Annotated in this window: 17 protein-coding genes; 11 read left to right on the forward strand and 6 right to left on the reverse strand. The window is 35.8% G+C overall.

The genetic code is table 11. The annotated features are described in order from the left end of the window. The first annotated feature begins 170 nt into the window (after window positions 1-170). From LPB89_RS09615 to LPB89_RS09635, 5 genes are all read left to right on the forward strand, one after another. Window positions 171-1,187 (forward strand): RNA ligase, encoded by a 1,017-nt coding sequence (locus tag LPB89_RS09615; RefSeq protein ID WP_230701534.1) that lies wholly within the window; start codon window positions 171-173, stop codon window positions 1,185-1,187. Between the two features lies 1 nt (window position 1,188). Then, complete coding sequence (locus LPB89_RS09620) at window positions 1,189-2,061, forward strand: AAA family ATPase (RefSeq protein WP_230701535.1); 873 nt, start codon at window positions 1,189-1,191, stop codon at window positions 2,059-2,061. Window positions 2,062-2,523: 462 nt separating this feature from the next. Continuing rightward, window positions 2,524-3,324, forward strand: a complete 801-nt coding sequence (locus tag LPB89_RS09625; protein WP_230701536.1) for a TatD family hydrolase — start codon at window positions 2,524-2,526, stop codon at window positions 3,322-3,324. Between the two features lie 215 nt (window positions 3,325-3,539). Continuing rightward, window positions 3,540-5,741 (forward strand): ATP-dependent endonuclease, encoded by a 2,202-nt coding sequence (locus tag LPB89_RS09630; RefSeq protein ID WP_230701537.1) that lies wholly within the window; start codon window positions 3,540-3,542, stop codon window positions 5,739-5,741. After that, the gene (locus tag LPB89_RS09635) at window positions 5,717-7,867 is read left to right on the forward strand and encodes a UvrD-helicase domain-containing protein (protein ID WP_230701538.1); all 2,151 of its coding nucleotides are present in this window, start codon (window positions 5,717-5,719) and stop codon (window positions 7,865-7,867) included. The genes LPB89_RS09630 and LPB89_RS09635 overlap by 25 nt, the downstream gene beginning before the upstream one ends. A 116-nt stretch (window positions 7,868-7,983) precedes the next feature. Here LPB89_RS09635 and LPB89_RS09640 read toward each other — a convergent pair whose 3' ends face one another. Beyond that, window positions 7,984-8,388, reverse strand: coding sequence for a helix-turn-helix domain-containing protein (locus LPB89_RS09640; protein ID WP_230701539.1), 405 nt, complete (start codon window positions 8,386-8,388; stop codon window positions 7,984-7,986). A 519-nt stretch (window positions 8,389-8,907) separates the two neighbouring features. After that, entirely contained in the window at window positions 8,908-9,447 is a 540-nt protein-coding gene (locus tag LPB89_RS09645) for a hypothetical protein (RefSeq protein ID WP_230701540.1), read from the reverse strand. Window positions 9,448-10,006: 559 nt separating this feature from the next. Here LPB89_RS09645 and LPB89_RS09650 point away from each other — a divergent pair. The 5 genes from LPB89_RS09650 (at window position 10,007) to LPB89_RS09670 (ending at window position 14,608) form a co-directional block, all read left to right on the forward strand. Then, window positions 10,007-10,948, forward strand: coding sequence for a multicopper oxidase domain-containing protein (locus LPB89_RS09650; protein ID WP_230701541.1), 942 nt, complete (start codon window positions 10,007-10,009; stop codon window positions 10,946-10,948). Window positions 10,949-10,965: 17 nt separating this feature from the next. Next, window positions 10,966-11,394, forward strand: a complete 429-nt coding sequence (locus LPB89_RS09655) for a hypothetical protein (RefSeq protein WP_230701542.1) — start codon at window positions 10,966-10,968, stop codon at window positions 11,392-11,394. Between the two features lie 40 nt (window positions 11,395-11,434). Then, window positions 11,435-12,901 (forward strand): tyrosinase family protein, encoded by a 1,467-nt coding sequence (locus tag LPB89_RS09660; RefSeq protein WP_230701543.1) that lies wholly within the window; start codon window positions 11,435-11,437, stop codon window positions 12,899-12,901. A 1,087-nt stretch (window positions 12,902-13,988) separates the two neighbouring features. Beyond that, window positions 13,989-14,135 (forward strand): hypothetical protein, encoded by a 147-nt coding sequence (locus LPB89_RS09665; RefSeq protein ID WP_230701950.1) that lies wholly within the window; start codon window positions 13,989-13,991, stop codon window positions 14,133-14,135. A 32-nt stretch (window positions 14,136-14,167) separates the two neighbouring features. Next, window positions 14,168-14,608: a hypothetical protein gene (locus LPB89_RS09670; RefSeq protein ID WP_230701951.1), complete on the forward strand. Its 441-nt coding sequence runs from the start codon at window positions 14,168-14,170 to the stop codon at window positions 14,606-14,608. Window positions 14,609-14,686: 78 nt separating this feature from the next. Here the strand turns inward: LPB89_RS09670 and LPB89_RS09675 are convergent, their stop codons facing one another. From LPB89_RS09675 to LPB89_RS09685, 3 genes are all read right to left on the reverse strand, one after another. After that, window positions 14,687-16,468 carry a long-chain fatty acid--CoA ligase gene (locus LPB89_RS09675; protein ID WP_230701544.1) on the reverse strand — a complete coding sequence of 594 codons (1,782 nt, stop codon included), beginning with the start codon at window positions 16,466-16,468 and terminating at the stop codon, window positions 14,687-14,689. A 171-nt stretch (window positions 16,469-16,639) separates the two neighbouring features. Then, complete coding sequence (locus LPB89_RS09680) at window positions 16,640-17,074, reverse strand: hypothetical protein (protein WP_230701545.1); 435 nt, start codon at window positions 17,072-17,074, stop codon at window positions 16,640-16,642. Window positions 17,075-17,219: 145 nt separating this feature from the next. After that, entirely contained in the window at window positions 17,220-19,625 is a 2,406-nt protein-coding gene (locus LPB89_RS09685) for a TonB-dependent receptor domain-containing protein (RefSeq protein WP_230701546.1), read from the reverse strand. A 236-nt stretch (window positions 19,626-19,861) separates the two neighbouring features. On the opposite strand from LPB89_RS09685, the gene LPB89_RS09690 reads away from it, so the two are divergent. Further along, window positions 19,862-20,149, forward strand: coding sequence for a hypothetical protein (locus LPB89_RS09690; RefSeq protein WP_154339264.1), 288 nt, complete (start codon window positions 19,862-19,864; stop codon window positions 20,147-20,149). 337 nt (window positions 20,150-20,486) lie between these two features. Here the strand turns inward: LPB89_RS09690 and purL are convergent, their stop codons facing one another. Then, window positions 20,487-24,158, reverse strand: a complete 3,672-nt coding sequence (gene purL / locus LPB89_RS09695) for a phosphoribosylformylglycinamidine synthase (protein WP_230701547.1) — start codon at window positions 24,156-24,158, stop codon at window positions 20,487-20,489. Window positions 24,159-24,249 lie beyond the last annotated feature (91 nt).

Below are 24,249 nucleotides of genomic sequence, written 5' to 3' on the forward strand. Positions count from 1 at the left end.
TCCTCCGTCGAAATGACATAAAATGAGAAAAAAATCATTTTACTCGTTTAATCTGTGGCTAACTAAACCTTTGTTACTTTGTCCCTTTGCAACTTTGCCCCTTAAAAAAAACAATCTACGCAAAATAACTGCGCACCAAAATTGAAATCTTTGTTCAAAGAAAAGAACCAATGAATACAACGCTTTTAAAAGAAATGATTTCCAAAAATTATGTACGGGTAAACAAACATCCCGAGCATGATTTATACATTTATAATTATACGCAAAATGCCCAATTCGAAAGAGTTTGGAATGAGGTAACCTTAGCCTGCAGAGGATTGATTTTAGATCAGAATGATAACATAATCGCAAGGCCTTTTCCTAAGTTTTTCAATTTAGGCGAAATGGAAAATCAGCTGCTTCCTGATGCTGCTTTTGAAGTGTATGATAAAATGGACGGTTCATTGGGAATTTTGTATTGGATCAACGATGTACCTTTTATGGCGAGCAGAGGTTCTTTTGCAAGCGACCAGTCCGATAAAGCGAATGAATTGCTGCACGGAAAATACAGAAACTCGTGGTCATTGCTGGATAAAACGAAAACCTATTTGTTTGAAATTATTTATCCTCAAAACCGAATTGTATTAGATTACGGCGTGGCAGAAGAACTGGTTTTGCTGGCGATTGTTGATATAAAAACCGGAGCAGAATTCCCGTTAGAAAATATTGGTTTTCCTGTGGTTGAAAAATATCACGGGATCAAAGACATTATGACTTTAAAAGGATTGGATGTCAATAACAAAGAAGGTTTCATCATTAAATATGCGAACAATTTCCGTGTGAAAATTAAATTTGAAGAATACCTTCGTTTACACCGAATCGTCACTCAGGTTTCCAACGTGAACATCTGGGAATATTTAAAAACCAATCAGCCCATGGAAGAGATTCTGGAACGTGTTCCTGATGAATTTTTCGACTGGGTAAAACAAACCAAAGGCGATTTAGAGAATCAATATTCGGTAATTGAAAATCAATGTAAAAACGATTTTAAAATTTTGGAATCGCGCAAAGAAACTGCTTTGTATTTCCAGACTTTTCAATATTCAGGAGTATTATTTGCGATGCTGGACAACAGGGATTATTCGGAGATTATCTGGAAAATGATCCGGCCGACTTTTGAAAAACCGTTTAATAAAGGAGAAGAATAAAATGAGAAAAGTAATTTTAATGAAAGGATTGCCGGGAAGTGGAAAATCGACTTTGGCAAAAAAGATAATTGCAGAAAATCCGGAAGCCTACAAACGAATCAACAGAGATGATTTGCGTGCGATGTTTGATAACGGAATTACCTCTCAAAGCAATGAAAAGTTTGTTAAAAAAGTACGTGATGTATTAATCGTAAAAGCTTTAGAAGATGGAAAAAGCATTGTGATCGATGATACCAATTTATCGGAAACCAACCTAAGACGCGTTTCTCAATTGGTGCAGGAATACAATGCAAAATTCAATGAAAAGGTTGAAGTTGAAGTGAGAGAAGTAAATACAGATGTTGCGATTTGTATCGAAAGAGATGCTTTAAGAGAAAAACCTGTCGGAGAAAAAGTAATCCGAAAAATGCACAGACAATTCTTTAAAGATTCGCCTCAATACTGCACCCAAAACCCCGACCTGCCAAAAGCCATAATTTGTGACCTTGACGGAACGCTCGCCTTAATGAACGGAAGAAATCCTTTTGACGCCAGCAAATGCGACGAAGACGAAATCAACAATCCGGTGGCGAATGTTCTGAGAAATTACAAAAAGTTGGGATATCAGATACTATTGGTTTCCGGAAGAGAAGACCGATACAAAGCACCGACATTGCGTTTTCTCGAAAAACACGAAATCGAATACGATGACCTCATCATGCGTAAAACCCAGGATAACCGAAAAGATTCGATCATCAAAACCGAAATCTATCACGAATTTATAAAAGACAAGTACTTTGTAGAATTCGTTTTAGACGACCGAAACCAGGTAGTAGATACCTGGAGAAATGACCTAAAATTGCCGTGCTTTCAGGTGTATTATGGGGATTTTTAGGAGGAAGGTTCAAAGTGGCAAAGGTTCAGAGGTTCAGAGTGGCAAAGATTCAAAGGTTTTGATCCAAAAGTTCGCTAAGATTTACCCTCATTTTATGTCATTTCGACGAAGGAGAAATCTTCGTAGCAAGATCGACAAAGGTTGGCTTTTAATTGCGGAGCCACTTGCGAAGATTTCTCCTCATTTTATGTCATTTCGACGAAGGAGAAATCTTCGTTGTAAGATCGACAAAGGTTGGCTTTTAATTGCGGAGCCACTTGCGAAGATTTCTCCTTCGTCGAAATGACAAACTGTGTGTAAAAAACTTTGCGACTCTGCGCCTTTGCGTGATTAAAAAAAAAAAACAGACCCAAAAAAACTTCTCTCTTTACGTCTTCAAGGCAAAAAATAATAAATAATAAAGACTCAAAGAGGAAAAACCTCAGAACCTTAGCCTCTTAGAATCTCAGTAACTTTAAAAAAATGAATACATACATAGACATAGGAATTAATTTAACCAATAAACAATTCCAAAACGACATAGACGATGTCGTACAAGACGCACTCGATGCTGATGTAGCCAAAATGATACTCACCGGCACCAGTGTCCGAAATAGTGAAGCCTCGGCTGAAATCGCCCGACAATATCCCGGAGTACTGTACGCAACAGCCGGAATTCACCCGCATGATGCGAAGAGTTTTGATGCACAGAGCATTTCAAAACTGCAAAATTTATTAAAGCAGAAACACGTAGTTTCAGTAGGCGAGTGCGGACTCGATTTTGATCGTGACTTTTCGCCCAGAAACATACAGGAAAGCTGTTACAAAGCCCAATTAGAACTGGCGATTGAAGTTCAGAAGCCATTGTTCCTGCACGAAAGAGCCGCTTTTGCAAAGTTTATGGACATTACAAAAGACTATTTGCCGCAATTGCCAAAAGCAGTCGTGCATTGTTTTACCGGAAGTCTGCCCGAAGCCAAAACCTATCTGGATAACGGATTGTATTTGGGTTTTACCGGAGCGATATCCGACAGTAAACGTTTTGAGCATTTAAAAGAAGTGATTCAATACGTACCGCTCAACCGAATGATGATCGAAACCGATGCGCCCTTCATGCTGCCGAAAAATATACCCAACAGCCTCCTGAAAAAATACCACGAACGCCGTTGCGAACCTGCTTTTCTGCCTTTTGTGGCGGGAACGGTGGCGCAGTTTAAAGGAATTTCTTTAGATAAAGTGGTGGCGGAAACTACGAGGAATGCTAAAAGCTTTTTTGGGATTTAGGAATTCTATATAAAATTATTCGTAGGCTTTTAAATCAGGTGTTTTTACTGGGTTTAAAGGCTTTTTGTTTATATATATTTGACAAGAAAGGCAATTTTGAAATTTATAAAAGAACTTACGGAAATCCGTAAAGTTATTATTAAAATTCCATGCACCTTTGATGAAAATGTTTTTGAAAAACTAATATTATTAGGAGATAATTAAAATAAAAAAATATGAAAGTAGAATCAGTATTAATTAAAAATTTTAGACTTCTAAAAGATTTAAAATTAGATTTAGAGGAAGATTTATCACTTGTTCTAGGAAAAAATAATTCAGGAAAAACTTCAATATTGAGTGCTCTAGATAAATTTATAAATCAATCTGAAAATAAAAAAATTTCATCAGATGATTTCAATATATCATATAAAGAAGAAATTAAAAATTTAATAGAATCATCAGATGAATTGACCGAAGAAAATTTTAATAAACATATCCATGGCATTACTTTAAGGTTAATTGTTTCTTATTCTGATGAAGATGATTTTGAAAATATATCAAAATTAATGATGGATTTAGATCCTGATAATAATTATTTGATTTTAGGATATGATTATTCTTTACATTTTAATGAATATAAAATTTTAAGATCTGACTTTAAAGCTTTTAAAATTGATGAGAGAAGAAAACTAGATGAATCATTAGAAAAAGAAAAAGGAAAGCCTCAAAAAGAAAGAAAATTATACAGAGAGAAAGGATTTGAAATTTTCTTTAAGCTATATCATGATAAATATTTCCAGTATAAGAAGAAATCTATAGCATCGGATTATAAAAAGAAAATTATGCTAGAAAAGCATTTCATTGATTTAGATAATATTTCAACAAGAGTAAATTTAAAAAATATTATAAATTTTAAGTATATAAGTGCGAGGAGAAATGTAACGAATAAAGAAGCTGATAAAACCCTTTCTTCTCAAACATCACAAATTTATGAAAGAAGTGAAAAGAATGAAGAGGATACAAGAAGTATAGATGAATTTAAAGAAACATTGATTGAAACAGACGAAACCCTCACAAATGTTTATAATTCTCTTTTTGAAAAAATAGTAGGAAAAGTTGAAAGATTTGGAGGAATAAAAAAAGGAGAATCTGTTATAAAAGTAATTTCTTCATTAGAAAGAAAAGAGTTGCTAAAGGGAAATACTACAGTAATCTATGAACATGATGCATCTAATACCTTACCAGAATTTTATAATGGTTTAGGTTATATGAATCTAATAAGTATGATTTTTGAAATTGAAATACTTCTTCAAGAATTCAAGAGGGCTAAAAATGAAAAACCAGCAGATATAAATTTATTATTTATTGAAGAACCAGAAGCACATACACATCCACAAATGCAATATATATTTATTAATAACATAAAGTCACTTTTGGAAGAGGGTATTATAAAGAATGGATGTAGACATAAAAAACTACAATATATAATTTCTACGCATTCATCACATATTGTTTCTAATTGTAAAGATTTTAATGCTATAAAATATTTAAAAAAAGAAAGTCAAAATAATATTAATTCAAAGAACTTAAAAGATTTGGAAAATGAATATCTAGTAGCAGGAGAGGAGCAAAATTTTAGATTCTTGAAACAATATTTGACCTTAAATAGATCTGAGTTGTTTTTTGCGGATAAGGCTATTTTTATAGAAGGAGATACTGAGAGAATTCTTTTACCTGCAATGATGAAAAAAATTGATTTAGAAGAAGCATTACTTGATAATGAACTTGAATTGCTTTCACAAAATATATCAATTGTAGAAGTAGGAAATTATGCAAATATTTTCGAACGATTTATAAATTTTATTGGAGTAAAAAGTTTAATTATAACTGATTTAGATTCTGTAAAAAGAGATTTTATTAGAGATAGTAAAGGAGAAATAAAAAAAACTAAAAAAGATATAGATAGACAAGCTGACTTTAGTTGTAGGGTTAGAGAAGGGCAAAAAACAACTAATCCAACTTTAAAATTCTTTTTTCCAGGTTCACTTTTTTCTGATTTATTGGACAAATCTGAAGAAGAAAAAAGATTTTTAAAAGGGTCAACTTGGACAAATAGCAAGGATGGTTTTTTACAGATAGCTTTTCAAATAAAAGATGTGAAAGATTATTGTGCTAGAAGTTTCGAAGACGCATTTTTTAATATAGATGAGAATATTAATTTCATAAAGAATAATAGAAGTAAATTCAATGGATTAAAAAACATGCCATTATTTTATGATAATTCAAAGGATGCATATGATTTTGGGGAAAAATGTATTGAAAGTAAAGGTTCCTTTGCTATAGATATTCTTCTAAATAGTGATGAAAATTATAGTGAATGGAAAATTCCCGCATATATAAAACAAGGATTGTTATGGTTACGAAAAGAGCAGATTTAGAAGTAGAGGTTCAAGAAATATTTGAACATATTGACAACGGAAATAATTTTTTGTTGAGTGGCGGTGCGGGAAGTGGTAAAACATATTCTTTAGTTCAAGTTATTAGACAGGTTATAGAGGAGAATCCGTTTATAAAAGTTGCTTGCATGACTTATACAAATGCAGCAGTAAAAGAAATTGAAGAAAGAGTTAATCATAAAAACTTGAATGTAACAACAATTCATGACTTTCTTTGGGATTGTATTAGTAATTATCAAAAAGATTTAAAGAAAAACTTGATTGAATTAATAAATGATAGTAATTCAAAAATAAGTACGATAAATAATGAAAAAGTTGGATTAGATTATTATGACAAATTAGAAAAAATCAAATATGATAATTTTTTAAGGGTAGCGGATGGAATAATTTCACATGATGAAGTTATTATATTAGCGGAAAGAATGTTTAAAAATTCAATAAAATTATGTTCTGTAGTTAAAGATAAATTCCCCTTTATTTTTATTGACGAATATCAAGATACACAAAAAGAAGTAATTGAGATATTTTTAAATCATTTAAAAAACAGTAAAAAAAAATCAATTGTAGGTTTTTTTGGAGATGCAATGCAATCTATTTATGAAGGCGGAATCGGTAATCTTGACGAGTATATTGGACAAGATGATAAGCTACGGGAAGTTCAAAAAACTCAGAATAGAAGAAACCCCAAACAAGTTTATGATCTAGCAAATGAATTACGAACAGATGGATTAGTTCAGAGTCATTCAAATGATAAGAATGCACCAAACATGGATAAAAAATCTGGAGAAGTAAAAAAGGGAAAAGTAATTTTTTATTATAGTCAAGAAGAAAAAAATGAAGTTGTGAAACAAAATTTAATAAAAGCCCATTTATGGAATTTTGAAAACAATAAAGAAACAAAAGAATTAAACCTTACACATAATTTAATAGCAAAGAAAGCTGGATTTCCAAATCTTATTGAGATATATGATAAGGATCCTATAGTGAAATATTTACAAGCAATTAGAAAATATATAAGAATTATAAGTTTTGTTTATGATGAAAATATTATCGTTGAAGATATAATTACTGCACTAAAATCTGTTATAGTTAGTCAAATTACTAGTTTAGGTTTGAAATCCTTCACAGCGTTAAAATTTATTGAAAATTTAAAATCGTTATATCCAACTAAGGAATCAAGAGTCCAAAGCCTATTAGATCAAATTAAACCAATAGAGGATAATACAATAAAAGAGGAGCATAAAGTTCTTATTAGAGAATTTAAAGAAGAAACTGGAATTACTGAGATTGATTTTGTTTATCAAATTAAAGTTATGAAAGAGATCGAAAAAGGATTAGACGTAAAACATATTCATCTTTATAATTCCATAAAGAAAGAAAAGTACCAAAAAGTTAGATCGCTCTTTTTTGATAAAGATAATTTGATTGATGACAAAAAACAAAATGAAGAAGACGAAAGTAAAAAAGGTTCAAAAAGGGATGTATTAATTAAATTTTTGTATAAAATTCAATTTTCTATTGATCTTTATGAACAAAATAAATTCAATGAGTTTTTACAAATAATTGATTTAAAAAAACAAGAAGGGGAAGGTATTATAACTTTTAAAAAGAGGTTGAAAAAAATAATTGACGATTTAAAATTAAAGCGTAACGAAAGAATAGAAAACATATTAAATTTTGTTAATCACACAGGATTATTAAATAGTCACAAAGATGATAGATTTAACAAGTTCATAGTAGAAAAAAAATATCTTTATGACAAAGTTAAAGAAGTAAGTTTTTCTGAGTTTATAAATTTGTATAATTACTTAGAAGGCAAAACACCATTTTCTACTCAACATAAAACCAAAGGAGATGAATTTGATAATGTTTTAGTTGTATTAGATAATGGAAAATGGAATGATTATAATTTTAAATATCTTTTTGAAAAAAGTGGAAACCAAAGTGTTCTAGAGAGAACACAAAAGATATTTTATGTCTGCTGTACAAGAGCGAAAGAAGACTTAGCAGTATATTATTATGGCATAAATAAAACTGAAAATGGTTTAATATTTGAAACTGCAAAAGAATGGTTTGGAGATAATTTAATTGATGTCGATAAATTATAGCTAGTTAAATCCATTTATTTTTGACAATTTTAAAAGGTTTCAAATTCACAGCAACAATCTTAATATATAAAATGCGCAATTCCCATTGCGCATTTTATATATAAGAAAAAAGAATATTATTTCCCTTTCATCAATTTTTCTAAATACTCCACCTTATCCTTTTCAGCCTGAACCAAACGTTCGTAAAGTTCCACCACTTTGTCAAGAGGATTGAAGTTACAAGCATTATGATTAGTATTGCCATTTCCCTGACCATTGTTGGCACTATTATCATAAAAATTATTAAAGAAATTAAAAACAGATTCTTCAGAAAAGTTTTCAATAGCTTCTACCGTAACACCAAGAGCTTTTGCAATTTCTTTCAGTTTTTCGGGATCAACAGTTTCGCTGGATTCAATAACGGAAATATTTTTCTGGCTTGTTCCAATAGCTTCTCCAAGTATTTCTTGTTTCATACCGCGAAGTTCTCTGATTCGGCTTATGTTTCGGCCAATGTGTCTGGGTTTGGTTGCTGTGCTCATAGTTCAAAGATAATAATTATGAATAAAGAAATTAGAAAATGTGAAGATTAGAAAATAGGAAAATGTGTGATGTAAATACTTAAAATGTCGATCAGGCTTAATGGGATATTAAATTATATTAAGAGGTCTTTTTTTGGGATTTTAATTTTAATAAAAAGAATACGTTCAGGGTTAAAAAGATCCAAAAGCTTAACTTTTTAATATCTTTTGAGAAAATATCAAAACAAATATCTGCTACTAAAACTAAAGAACTAATGATCAGAAATATAATATAGGTTTTTTTATTCATGTTTTAAAAATGTTTAGTGATTTGAATGATAATTTTAATTTCGGCCAATGTGTTTGAGTTTGGTTGCTGTGCTCATCTTTCAAAAATAACAATAAAAATGTTAAGAATTGTGGGTTTTGAGTTATGAGTTATATGTTAGTCATTAAATGTGAAAATGCAAACTGTGACTGTAAACTGCGACTGTAAACTGCGACTGCAACTGTGACTGCAAACTGGAACTGTAAACTTTTTCAAAGAACAGACAGTTTCTCTTTCAGGCATTTTTCCTCGTATTGCAGGACCTGGAGTTTTAATTCGTACTGTTCCTGGAGGTGAAGGCTGTTTCTCTCGATAACGCCTTCTAATCGTGCTTTTACGACCGGGAAAAATGTGTCTTTGCGTCTTTTTTCCATTTCGTCTGCTACAAAATCAGCAGCCTGTGATTCGTCTGTCATAAAAGCAAGAAGATCCAAACCTTTCCGCGCAGGCTCATATTTTTCCTGATGTTCTCTGAGTTTTTTGATAATGTTATGCTGACTGATTTGGTTGAGGTTCAGCTTGTCTTCCCAGTGCTTCCTTTGTTCGGGTTCCAGCTGCCGGACAGCAGGAGGATTATTTTTTTGTTGTTCTTCAAAAATGATCATTTTGGCCAGTCTTAGGTAGGCTCTTGTTGGCAGACTGCGTCTTCCTATTGCATACATCGACCAGAGCCCTTGCGATACACCCACTATGTTGGCTATCTCATTGTGCCTGAATCCAAATAGTTCTCCAAATTGTTTCTCCTCTTTCATCACTTTGCTTAAGGTTATTGTATTTTAATATGGTTTACAATTTAATTTCTATTCTCTTTTTACAACACGGTTGTTGTAGATTTTCTGTTGTAATTATTATTTCAACATAAGTTTCTCCAACAGAATTGTTGTAAATTTTTTGTTGTAATTTATTATCTCAACAGAATTTTTACAACACAACTGTTGTACATTTTATTTGGATTTTTGTTTCACAACAGAAATTTTTCAGGTGTCATTTTTAGATAGAAACAAATGTAATAAAAAGATTACATTTTTAGCAAATGTAGTAAAAAATATTTTTTCATCAGAACCTGCGATATATTTGGCTACGGCAGGAATCCTATACTTTATAATCCCCAATACCCCAATAAAAAGAAATATTTTTCTTATAAAAACAAAACTTCATTCCGGGAATCCTCATCTATACAGGAAATTAGGGGAATCTTAAACTGGGATTTTTACTACAAAAACAGGTATTTGTACGCAGTTGTGTAACTCGCAATAACTCTAAATTTGAATTGGCCAATACGGTACAGTCATATTAATGGGAGTTTATAAAATGAAAAAACGGAATAAAATTACACTGGTATTTTCTTTTTTATTCGTCAGCACCTTTTTGTTTTCTCAAAACGAACGATTAATTATTGGCCGTACCACAGGAAAGCTGCTCATTGAAAAAAAGGCACCGATTCGGACTTTTGGTTTTACAAACTCGCTTTCGGGACAGGTTACTTTGCCGGGATCGGAGATCGATATGAAGGTAGGAGATAGTATCAATATTGATTTCTGGAATATTTCGCAGGGAAATCCGGTGTCGCTGTATTGCCGTGAAATTGAATTTGTGCAGCGTACTGCCGAAAATGAAGTCCTGACCAAAAAAGAGCCGGTGCATCATATGGAGCACGGGTTTTATTCTTTTGTGGCTCAAAAAGCAGGAACGTACCTGTATTATAGTCCCGAAAATTATCCTTTTAATCTTCAGGCAGGCATGTTTGGGGTCATTATCATACGTCCGAAAGAAACCGATGTTTTACCCGCTAAAGGGCTGGCTGAGGCACTATGGTGTAGTACTGAAATTGATCCGAAATGGCATACCGATGCGATTATGGGTACGGCATACGATACGAGCAATAAGCCTGTAGTGCTGCCGGATTTCAAACCACAGTACTTTTTAATTAATGGCCAGATCGCCACTAAAAATAAAGGCTTGCAAGTATTGGCAAACAAAAAAGAGGCCGTGTTGCTGCGTCTGATTAATGCGGGGCTGTACCGGAATGACATACAGTTTCCGTCTCAGGCAAAAGTCAGGCTAATTTCCGGAAATGAGAAGAACCTGACTACATTTTCCGGAGCGTGTAAAGTAAAGCTTCCACCGGGCGAATGTATGGAACTGGAGGTTTTTTTAGAAAATGTTTCAGACCAGGAAAAGATCGGGTATCACTTTACAGATCCGGTTTCCAAAAAAATAAGCTACAACGCCGGTATTCCGGTATTTTATTAATATTAAAACCAATACTTATGAAAACAACACTATTTTATTTTATACTCCTTTTTTCGTTTTCGTTCTCCTTTGCACAAAGCAAACCTACTTTTACGGTAGTGGGCAATGCCACCAATAAAGAGAGCGTTTTGAAAACGAAACGACTGGATATTTCTAAAATCAAAGTCGAAAACATTTCCAATAAACCCATCTATCTGGTTTGGGAAACAGTGTCGAATACGTTTCCTAAAGAATGGGATTGTTCGATGTGCCAGCATGGTGCCTGCCAGATCGGAATTCCAAAAGGTTCGGCTTTTAATAAACTCAATGCAGATCAGCAGGGATTTATTGCCATACATGTCATTCCGGAGAACAAAAAGGGCAATGGCATTGTAAAATTTAAGATTTACGATAAAGCCAATCCGGAGTATGCCAAGATTTTAACCTTTGAAGTCGAAGTGCTTTAAAGGAAACTAATAATTCAATATTCACCCAAAAACAAACAACATGAAAAAAATTACGAACTTATTCTTTATTATGCTGATCACAGGATTATCCTTTGGTCAGGGTAATGCCAATGCGAAATATACGCGCTGGAATGTTGATACGCCTGAAGGAAAGGCCAATCTGGTAGCCATGAATACCGCTTTTGAAAAAATGCGTGCCATGGGCTGCGATAATGGCCTGGCCTGGTATTATCAGGGAGCGATACACAATATTCCGACGGTCATTAATGGCAAAAATGTACTTTGTCCGCAATATCAGACCAGTAAAGATAAACTATGGGCATGGGCCGATTGTACGCACAACGGATCAGACAGTGCGTCCCTGAATTTTCTTTTATGGCACAGAATGTACATCTGGTACTTAGAAAAAATTGTCCGTGAATTATCAGGAAAAGAGGACTTTGCTCTTCCGTACTGGAATTACGGCAGCAAGGAAGTTTCCGAAAACATTATGCCGGCACAATTAACAGACAAATCGGGTTCTTTGTATACGGCAGCGCGATATAGTATCCTGAACAACGGTCAGCCGATCCTTCCGGATCAGGTCGATCAGATTCAGTCGGCACTGGGAGAATTACAAACCAACCCTTCTTTCAGCGGAAAGGCCGGATTTAGCAAAAACCTCGAAATTGCACCTCACGGGTACATGCACGATCTTATCGGCGGAGAATATGCCAATCCGGGTGAAACGTATTATAATGAAATCTATCAGAAGGAATATTCAGGTTTGATGGCCAATGTTCCGTCTGCCGGATTCGACCCTGTTTTTTGGCTGCACCATAGTATGATTGACCGTATTTGGGAATCCTGGGATGTTTCGGCTTATGGCCAGCGTCCGAGCCTGGAGGACCTAAAAGCGAATCCGTGGACTTATGAGTTTATCACTCCCGATGGCAAACATATTACCTATACGATGGAAGAAGTATACAAGATTGTTTTTAATCTGGATTATAAATATGATAACCTGCTTTACGGCTCTACGACTCCGGTTTTAGCTTCCAATGAAACGGCATCAAAAAAGAAAATTGCTTTTCAGGATTCAAAAGAGCAGGTGGTTTGGGAACAGAAAGTAGGGAAGGTGCTTGGGACTAGTGCTTTTAGTCATAAAGTAACGAGTACATTGGCCAAAAGCACAAATAAAGTTTTTAAAAGTGCCAATTCTAAATTAGTACTAAATTTAAGTGTATCGGTATACAAAGAACCAAAAGATTACTATACCGTTTTTCTGAGATATCCGGGCAAAGCGGACCAATATGTAGGCACAATGACTTTCTTTGGAGTAGCCCACGATCATGGAATGGAAGACGATCATCCGATAAGCGAAGACGGGATAAAAGTGAATTTCTCCTACTATATTTCAGATGACTTAATCAATACAGACAAGAACTTTGAAATTATCATTAAAAAATCAGGAGCCGGAGATGCTAAAGTAACACTGGAAAAAATTAGTGTAACGAAGGCTAACTAAGAAATAAACTAAAAGATTAAACTAATAAAAAAAACGGCTGTCATCTGACGGCCGTTTTGCATTAACCCATTGGGTGTAATTCAAAACTGGTGTCAGGCTGAGCGGAGTCGAAGCCCTTTTCATGCAAAAAAGCATTCGACTCCGCTCAGGGTGCCCTTCGACTCCGCTCAGGATGACATTGATTTCTATAAGAATAAAAATGTTTTATTGAAATTTCCGTAAATAGCTATTTAATAGTAGCCCGTTGGGTGTAATTCAAAACTATTGTCAGGCTGAGCGGAGTCGAAGCCCTTTTCATGCAAAAAAGCCTTCGACTCCGCTCAGGGTGACATTGATTTCTATAAGAATAAAAATGTTTTATTGAAATTTCCGTAAATAGCTATTTAATAGTAACCCGTTGGGTGTAATTCAAAACTATTGTCAGGCTGAGCGGAGTCGAAGCCCTTTTCATGCAAAAAATCCTTCGACTCCGCTCAGGGCGACATTGATTTCTATAAGAATAAAAATGTTTTATTGAAATTTCCGTAAATAGCTATTTAATAGTAACCCGTTGGGTGTAATTCAAAACTATTGTCAGGCTGAGCGGAGTCGAAGCCCTTTTCATGCAAAAAAGCCTTCGACTCCGCTCAGGGCGACATTGATTTCTATAAGAATAAAAATGTTTTATTGAAATTTCCGTAATAGATAGTTAATAGTAACCCGTTGGGTGTAATTCAAAACTGGTGTCAGGCTGAGCGGAGTCGAAGCCCTTTTCATGCAAAAAAGCCTTCGACTCCGCTCAGGGCGACATTCATTTCTATAAGAATAAAAATGTTTATTGAAATTTCCGAAATAGATAGTTAATAGTAACCTGTTGGGTGTAATTCAAAACTGGTGTCAGGCTGAGCGGAGTCGAATCCCTTTTCATGCAAAAAAGCCTTCGACTCCGCTCAGGGTGACATTGATTTCTATAAGAATAAAAAAGTTTTATTGAAATTTATAATTTTTATGTATTTGTTTTTCAGATCACATCAGCGTTTCAGTAAATTACCCCCAACGCGTTAATTACTATTTATTTCTATATTTGCAGTATACAAAATCATGGATCATGAACTACAAAATATCATTTCAGGAAAGAGCCAGGTTAGGCATGGAAATACTATCCAAACAATCTCCCGTTACCTTAGAAAAAGCAAGAGCCCAGGCGGAACGTTTGAGTCAGGAAAGCAAATCAAAAGTGAAGAAAGAGCGTTAATAAGAGAATTTTGTAACAGGAATAGTTTTTGGATTACCTTTATAAATATGAATGCTTTTATCTCTTCGGGTGCTGAGCAAAAAGTGTATCTTCAAAACAAACATAAAGTAATCAAGCTTAACGATACTATCTACTACGAATCCTGGGAAGATTATTTGAATAATTTACTACTACATAATTATTTCTTTCCGGATACCGCTTACCAGTTAATCGGGTTTTATGAACAAAAGGATATACTTTATGCTGTTGTCGAACAGAAATTTGTAGAATCTAATAGTACTACAAAATTAGAATACGTCGGGGAATTTTTAATTTCAAACGGTTTTATAAATACCAGAAATAACGATTATTTTAATCCTGAAGCAGGCATTATCCTTGAAGATTTGCACGACGAAAATGTTCTGACTTTTGATAGTAATCTGTTTTTTATCGATACAGTTTTTTATCTTACAGAAGCATTTTATAAATTATAGTGATTTGGTAATAAGAATAAAAATATAGAAAAACGGCTGTCAGATGACAGCCGTTTTGCGTTGGTTATAGTATTTTGATTATGAATTTTGCCCGTAAATTTTAGCGTAAAGATCTTTATAGATTTCTTTGATGATTTTACGTTTCAATTTTAATGTTGGAGTCAATTGTCCGCCATCGATAGACCAGACATCCGGAGTCAGTTCAAAACGTTTGATTCTTTCCCAGTGACCGAATTTTTCGTTGATTCCTTCGATTTCTTCGTCGATGCGTTTGATGACATCCGGATTGGAAGCGATTTCGGCATTGGAACTTCCCAAAGTAATTTTATGGATTTTAGCCCATTCTTTTACGAATTCAAAGTTAGGCTGAATAAAAGCAGCCGGCATTTTTTCGCCTTCACCAATTACCATGATCTGCTCAATAAAACGCGATTGTTTCATGGCATTTTCAATCAATTGCGGAGCGATGTATTTTCCGCCTGAGGTTTTGAACATTTCTTTCTTACGGTCTGTAATTTTCAGGAAACCTTCACTGTCAATTTCGCCAATATCCCCGGTGTGGAAATACCCGTCCTGTAAAGCTTCTGCTGTTTTTTCAGGGTCTTTGAAGTAGCCTAACATAACGTTTGGACCTTTGCATAGGATTTCTCCGTCCTGCGCAATTTTCACTTCAACGTTACGGATTACTTTTCCAACGGTTCCAATTTTGAAACCTTTGTTTCTTTGGTCGTTTACAGCAATTACCGGTGAAGTTTCAGATAAACCGTACCCTTCCATAACCGGAATTTCGGCAGCGGCAAAAACTCTTGTTAAACGCGGCTGTAAAGCAGCACTTCCGGAAACCATTAAATCTAAATTGCCTCCCAAACCTTCTTTCCATTTACTGAAAATAAGTTTTCGGGCAATTTTTAACTGAAATTCGTACCAGAAACCATTGGCTCCGTAAGGCTCGTATTTTAAACCCAGGTCAATAGCCCAGAAGAATAATTTTTTCTTTATTCCGGTTAATTCGCCGCCTTTGGCGTAAATTTTATCGTAAACCTTTTCCAGAAGTCTTGGAACAGCCGTAATCACGGTTGGTTTTACTTCTTTCAGGTTATCACTGATTTTGTCAATAGATTCTCCAAAATAAACAGAAACGCCATAATACTGATAGATGTATAAAATCATTCTTTCAAAAATATGACAAATAGGAAGGAAGCTCAATGCGGTGCTTTTTCCCGGATCAAAAGGAATTCTCGGTGCACTGTCCAACACATTCGAAACAATATTGTGGTGGGAGAGCATTACTCCTTTAGGTCTTCCTGTAGTTCCTGAGGTATAAATAATAGTAGCTAAATCATCCGCTTTTATACTGTCTTTTCTCGCTTCCACTTCAGCCTGATTGCTTTCGTCTGCACCCAAAGTCAGTAATTCGGACCAGTGTTTGCAGCCTGCAATTTCGTTAAAGGAATACACCTCTTTTAACGTCGGAACGTTGGCTTTGATCGCATTTACTTTCTGAAGTACTTCATCATCGGACACGAAGCAGTAAATACTTCCGCTGTGGTTTAAAATATATTCGTAATCTTCTTCGGCAATCGTTGGATAAATCGGAACGTTCTGTGCCCCGGTCTGTAAAATACCAATATCCATGATATTCCATTCCGTGCGGTTATTTGAAGTGATTAATGCAATTTTATCCTCTTTCTGAACGCCCATACGCAATAATGCTCTTGATACGGCATTTGCTTTTGCAATATATTCCTGAGTGGATGTTTTTTCCCAGGCTCCATTTTTTTTGGTAGCCAGAGCAACCGGAAGGTCGTAAGTTTCTTGTTGATAATAAGGAAAATCAAAAAGGCGTGTGATTGAAACCATGTTTAATATATTGAATTTTACCGCAAATTAAATAAAAAATGGGTATAATTTTTAGTTTTATGAAATTTTATGGCAAAAATTACAGGTACTATTAAAAATCAACGAAAACGTTTTCTTTTTTATAGCAAATTTTAGTAAAAAGCGAGAAATGTTTAATTTGTGGGACGCGATTTACTGCACATTAAAATCTTCGTAGCTTTTTACTCTTTCTCCCATCAGGAACATTTTCTTTTTGGCGAAATGGATAGAAAGCTGGGTGTAATTCCACTCATCACTGTCATTGGTTCGGTACCAGAACGTATAGGATTTACTGTTGAAGCCTTCCTTAAAAACCGGAACACCTTCTTCGGTACATTCAATTCCCCAGTTGATCTTTTTCTTGCTTAAATCGTCGTTCTGAATCACTCCTGTACCGTCCGGATTTAATACTGTGCTGGGCTCTTTTTGCCCGATAGGTAAAAAAGTTCCCTGTATCGGATATTCGATAGTAGTAGTGATATAACGCTCACGGCCTTTGTAAAGGATTTTGTCTATATTAATTTCCTGTGAATAGGATTGGGTAGCAATAAAAAATAATGCAAAGAGGAATGCTTTTAAAATTTTCATTTCTATGTAGGTTTTAGTTGTTTTTGGGCCTTCAAAAAATTCCGTGGCAGGATTTTTTAGGCGAATATAGTTCAAATTTCTATAAAAAATGAATCCAAATTACAAGAATGAGAATTTTTTTAAACAATTCATTTCCAAAGGGAAATTACTCGGTTGAAAATTGATTTTCGAGTAGTTTTTCTTTAAAATCAGATTTGAAAGTATAGGCAAAAGTAAGCAGCAATGCCCGGGTGTCTGATTTTGAAGTCCGGTTGCTGTTAAAGAGGGAAGTATTGTTTTTATAACCGCTTTCAAGTGTATTGAACATATCGGTAACCACAAGTCCTAAACGCGCATTTCCTTTTCCTAATTTTTGCTGAAAACCCAGGTCAGCATTATAAACCGGAATTCGTTTTCCCTGCGGCGTAGCCAGTGCCGAATTGTAATTGCCGATGAGCTGCAGTTTAGCGCCTTTCCACGGAATAAAATTATGAATCATTTTTCCGTACCAGCTAAAAGCATTCTGAACCACGTCCTGAGCCAGGTTGTCCGCCTTTATGTTTTGCTGAAAAGCCGTTACACTAATGTTGGCATCATAAAAAGGAGCCGGTTTAAAACTGAAAATAGTTTCTAAACCATAGGTAATTGTTTTTCCAATGTTTTCAGGGCGCAGTAAAACAACACCATTGTCCTGAAGCACTGCATATTGTTTGATGGTGTTGTTGGCATTTCTGTAAAAAGCATTGGTGGAAAACGAATAGTTATCCCATTCGGTATTGTAACTCATTTCAACGATATGGATGATTTCAGGCTTTAAATGGGGATTTCCGGTATGCGGATTCAAAGCATCGGTGATGTCTATAAATGGATTCAGATTGTCTAAATCAGGCCGATTGATACGCTTGCTGTACCCGAATTTTAAGAATTCATCGGTTTTTAGGTTCCGCTGCAAAGAAGCCGATGGAAATAGTTTAAGATAATGATTGGAAAAAGCATCGCTGTTGGTTTGTGTTTTTCCGCTATTGGAAACCTGCTCGCCGCGAATCCCCAGGTTGTATTTCCATTTTGGATTTTCTGTGCTTCCAATAAAGGAATTCAGCATTCCGTAAACGGCATTTATTTGTTCATCAAAATCAAAAATATTACTGGCGAGCGGATTAATTGCATAATCGTTATTGATTTGATCTGAGCTTTGAAAATCGGAATTGAAAAATCGGAAGGTTCCTTTGTACCCCGTTTCGATTATTGATTTTTCTGCAAGCGGAAATGTATAGTTGAGGGTAGCATTCGAGATGTTTTCTTTTTCATAATTATGAGTTCTTTGCAAAAAAGGATTTCCGGTCAGCATTTGATTTTCATCGTAATTATTGGTGTCAATATTGGTGTTTTCCCTGTGGAAATTATAAGATGAGGTAATGCCCGCATTCAGGCTTTTGCGGTCATCAGAAAATTTACGGTCGTAATTAAAAGCGAATTCGGCTACTTTCGAACGTTCTAATTCCAAAGAATGTCTGGTATTATTGGAGAAAAAATCATTGGTGTTGGTATTGACTTTTGTCTGTAAGGTTTCATCATTATCCTGCGTTTCCAGATTGCCAAGTGCTTCAAGAGAAAACGTATTTCTTTCGTCCGGGGTAAAATCAGCATTGAATTTTAAATTTTGAAGGCCTTCCGTACGTTCGTCATTTCTGTTTTGATTAATGAAATGTTCGTCATCAATCAAATAATTGGTGCGGTCTCCTTTTATTTTTTTAGTTCTTCCGGCAAAACGATTGTCATAGGCCAGGCCAAAATTCCATTTTTCTGTTTTCTGGTTCAGCTGCACGGAACTGTTCATTCGGCCTTTGGCTCCAAAGCCACCGCCCAGCACTACCGCACCGTTAAGGCCGTTTTGGTTGTTTTTTTTAAGTTTAATATTAATGATCCCGCTTTCTGCATTGGCGTCGTATTTTACGGTCGGATTGCTGATGACTTCAATACTTTCGATGCTGCTTGCCGCGATCTGGTCCATATTGGTAATGGCGGAGTTTTTTCCATTAATTAAGATCATGGGTGTTTTTCCTCTGAGTGAAATAGCGCCATCTGCGTCAACAGCAACTGTCGGAATACTTTTCAGCATATCTGTGGCAGTTCCGCCGGTTTGTGAAATATTCGAAGCCGCATTAAAAACAAAGCCTTCGTCTGTTTTGTGAATTTGTTTTTTTCGTGAATTTACGGTCACCGCATTCAATACGTGGGTATCATTTTGTAAGACAGTTGTTCCGAGACTGAGCGGAGCACCTGCCAATTTTATCTTTTGAGAGACGGTTTTAAATCCGATTAACCTGAATTGCAACTGATAATCACCTGAAGCTATATTTTCGAGTAAAAAATTTCCTGAAGCATCGGTCACGGCATACGAAACTACTGTAGTGGAGTCGTTGCTGCTTCTCAGCACAACGTCAACAAATTCTACGGGAAGCTTCCCGTCGGTCACAGTTCCTTTTACAGCAGCTGAATTTTGACTGAATGTATATGGGCTTATACTAAATAAAAGGATCAGCAGTGTTATTTTTTGCAGGTAAATTTTCATAAAGACAAAGATATTTATCGAATGAAATACACTGAAATAAACTGTCTTAAGATACTATTAAATTAAGCTTAGCCTGTTTTAAGGGTTTCATTGCCAGGCAAAAAAAGGGTCTTTTTCCCCTGTAAAAAACAGGAAGTGACATAAGAGACATAAAGCCTGCAGATGATAGTTTTGAAATGAATTAAAAGCGTAAGCCGAAAAGCAAAAGAGTAGGCATTATTTTAAAAATATAGAAGATGGAAACAACTTTCTTTTTGATAATGGGATGGTGCGGTACAGGTTATCCGGGATGGTTAAGGGATTTATTGAAAAAATGGCCGCCACCGCCACCGGATCCGGAACCATGGCGTCATATCAGTCTTATTGTTTTAGGACTGGTGGCTGGATTAATAGGCGGGCATTTCTTTAGCAATGCTATTGTAGAAAATCAGTTTTTTGCAGGTCAGCGCGCGATTGCTGCCGGATTGTTTGCTTTCGGAGTATCGAATATGGCCACCGGAATCGCTTCCTCACTAAAACGTTAAAAAAAAAATGCCCCGGCTATTAGGGATAGCGTCGGGGCAATTTTTTACAATTTATTTTTAAAGGTGTATGTGAGGGTTTTTGCCACGACCCGAGCGATAGCGAACAGGCGAAGCAATTGCACGAATTTTCACGAATTAACTATTTGCTTATTGCAAATAATTGAGCCGTTTTAATAATTATTTTAAACCTTTATTCCGATAGCTATGGGAGTGGTTATTTAAAAAAAATTAAAAATTAAAAATTCGTGAAAATTCGTGCAATTGCTTCGCCTGTTCGCTATCGCTCGGGTCGTGGCAAAAAAAAACGCTCGAATTATCGGGCGTTTTATATTTTTTTTTAGATTTTCTCAATCCATTTTCTGGCATTGACAAAAGCTTCATGCCAAGGGGAAACCTCGTCGTTTCTGTCTTTTGGGTAGTGTGCCCAGTTCCATTGGAAAGTCGAACGCTCAATATGAGGCATCATCACCAAATGTCTTCCGGTTTTGTCACACATCATTGCGGTGTTATAATCCGAACCGTTAGGGTTTGCCGGATACCCTTCGTAAGCATATTTAGAAACAATGTTGTAGTTTTCTTCGGCTAAAGGCAAATTGAATTTTCCTTCTCCGTGAGAAACCCAGACTCCTAAAGTACTTCCGGCCAATGTCGATAACATCACCGAATTATTCTCCTGAACTTTTACAGAAGTAAAAATACTCTCGTGTTTCTGGCTTTCGTTATGCAATAGTTTTCCGTGTATTTCATGCTCCGGATTGATGACTTCCAATTCCATAAACAACTGACAGCCGTTACAGATTCCGACAGACAATGTGTCTTCTCTTTTGAAGAAATTATCCAAAGCTGTTTTTGCTTTTTCGTTGTATAAGAAAGCTCCGGCCCATCCTTTGGCAGAACCTAAAACATCGGAATTAGAGAATCCACCCACAGCACCGATAAACTGAATGTCTTCCAGTGTTTCACGACCTGAAATCAAATCGGTCATGTGAACGTCTTTTACATCAAATCCAGCTAAGTACATAGCGTTTGCCATTTCACGCTCGGAATTACTTCCTTTTTCACGGATAATAGCAGCCTTAGGTTTTGGTTTCGAAGCGTCGATTACTGGTTTTTTTCCTGTAAAATGTGCCGGAAACGTATAGTTTAAAACCTGATTTTTATAATTTTCGAAACGGGCCTGGGCTCTTCCGTTTTTAGATTGTTTCTGGTCTAGTAAATAAGAAGTTTCGAACCAAATGTCTCTATATTTTTCAATATCCAAATTATAAATTCCAAATTCCAAACTTGGCGTACTTTGCACGGAACCAATTTTGAAAAATTCGATATTGTTTCCTTTTAATTTAGCTTCAACATCTGCGTCAGATTTCGCCTGGAACACAATTCCGATGTTTTCAGCGAAAAGGATTTTCAACAAATCTTTTTCCGCGAAAGCAGAAAAATCAATTTTAGCACCCAGATTTACATCCGCAAAACACATTTCCAGTAAAGTGGTAATTAAACCACCGCTTCCGATATCGTGTCCTGCCAGGATCTGATCGTCTAAGATTAATTCCTGAATCGTATTGAACGCCGTTTTAAAGAAAGAAGCATCTTTTATGGTAGACGTTTCTTTTCCGATCGTATTTCTGATTTGTGCAAAAGAGGAACCTCCCAATTGGAAAGCATCCTGAGACAAATTGATATAATAAATAGAATCTCCGTTTTTCTGTAAAACAGGTTCTACTACTTTTTTGATGTCGATACAATTTCCTCCCGCAGAAATAATAACCGTTCCCGGTGCGATTACTTCGTCGTTTGGATATTTTTGTTTCATCGAAAGGGAATCTTTTCCTGTCGGAATGTTGATCCCCAATTCGATTGCAAATTCTGAACAGCCTTCAACGGCAGCGTACAAACGAGCGTCTTCCCCTTCGTTTTTACAGGCCCACATCCAGTTGGCTGATAACGATATTCCTTTCATTCCGTCTTTAATCGGAGCCCAGATAATGTTGGATAACGATTCGGCAATAGCATTTCTGCTTCCTGCCACCGGATCAATCAAAGCAGCAATAGGGGCGTGACCAATAGAAGTCGCGATTCCTTCTTTTCCTAAATAGTCCAAAGCCATTACACCTACATTGTTCAAAGGCAATTGTAACGGTCCTGCATTTTGTTGTTTGGCTACTTTTCCACCTACACAACGGTCTACTTTATTCGTAAGCCAGTCTTTTGAACCCACTGCTTCCAAACGTAAAATGTCTTTTAAATAACTTTCGAAATCATTTGCCGAATACGAAACATCAGCATATTTCCTGTCGATTGTTTTATCGGTCATGATCGTTTTAGGAGAACTTCCGAAGAAATCTTCCAATGCATAATCCATCGGTTTTGAACCATTTGATTTGGATTCGAAAGTAAAACGGTGGTCTCCCGTTACATCTCCAACCTGATACATTGGGGAACGCTCTCTGTCGGCAATTCTTTGTAAAATGTCAATATCTTTCTGACCGATCACCAATCCCATTCTTTCCTGAGACTCGTTTCCGATAATTTCTTTTGCTGAAAGTGTCGGGTCTCCAACCGGTAATTTATCTAAATCGATTAGGCCTCCTGTTTCTTCCACTAGCTCAGAAAGACAGTTTAAGTGTCCGCCCGCACCGTGATCGTGAATCGAAACAATTGGGTTATGATCGCTTTCCACCAAACCACGAATGGCATTGGCAGCACGTTTTTGCATTTCCGGATTCGAACGCTGAATCGCATTTAACTCAATTCCTGAACCAAAAGCTCCGGTATCGGCAGACGAAACTGCAGCACCACCCATTCCGATTCTATAATTTTCTCCTCCCAGAATAACGATTTTGTCGCCTTCCTGTGGTTTCTTTTTGATTGATTGATCCAGTTTTCCGTAACCAATTCCGCCCGCCTGCATGATTACTTTATCGTAACCAATTTTACGGTCGTTTTCCTGATGTTCGAAAGTTAAAACCGAACCTGTAATTAACGGTTGCCCGAATTTATTTCCAAAATCAGAAGCCCCGTTGGAAGCTTTGATTAAAATGTCCATTGGAGTCTGGTACAGCCATTTTCTTTCTTCAACTGCATTCTCCCATTTTCTGTCCTCCTGAGCAGAATCAGCCGATTTCAGACGTGAATACGAAGTCATATAAACCGCAGTTCCTGCCAATGGCAAAGAACCCTGGCCACCTGCTAAACGGTCACGGATTTCTCCACCAGAACCTGTTGCTGCTCCGTTAAAAGGCTCTACAGTGGTTGGGAAATTGTGTGTTTCTGCTTTTAATGAAATAACCGAATCAAATTCTTTTACTTCATAAAAATCTGGTTTGTCAGCTGATTTTGGTGCAAACTGCTGCACTTTTGGTCCTTTTACAAAAGCAACGTTGTCTTTGTAAGCAGAAACAATATCGTTAGGGTTTTCCTGTGATGTTTTCTTGATTAATTTGAATAAAGAAGTTTCTTTTTCTTCACCGTCAATAACAAAAGTTCCGTTGAAAATCTTGTGACGGCAGTGCTCTGAATTGGCTTGTGAGAAGGCAAAAATTTCAGAATCGGTTAGTTTTCTTCCCAGTTTTGCCGCAAGATTGTCTAAATAATCTACTTCTTCCTGGCTTAAAGCCAAACCTTCTACTTTATTGTAAGTCGCAATATCATCGATTTCCAGAATAGGTTCCGGCTGTACGTTGATCGTAAAAATTTCCTGATCCAGCTGGCTGAATTTTTGAGAAAGCATCGGATCAAAATCGGTAAAATCTTCCGTTGCCGGATGAAATTCCTCAATTCTGATGATGCCCGGGATACCCATGTTCTGAGTAATCTCTACAGCGTTTGTACTCCAGGGTGTGATCATCGTGGCGCGGGGACCAACAAAAAAATCCGACAGCGCGGATTTTTCGATCTTATTGGAGTTGGCAAAAAGCCAGTTTAGTTTTGAAATGTCTTGAGCCGAAATTTCGTTTTGCGTTTGTACTGCAAAAACAGTTTTGCTTTGGTTTTCAAAGAAATGGATCATTTTGTGTAGTTTGTTGTATTGAGGTGCAAATTTAGTGTAAATAAATAGTAAGCGCAAATTTGAAAACGAAGTCTTTTAAAAAAAATAAAGG

The organism is Flavobacterium sp. ENC (assembly GCF_020991415.1).
Lineage (GTDB): Bacteria > Bacteroidota > Bacteroidia > Flavobacteriales > Flavobacteriaceae > Flavobacterium.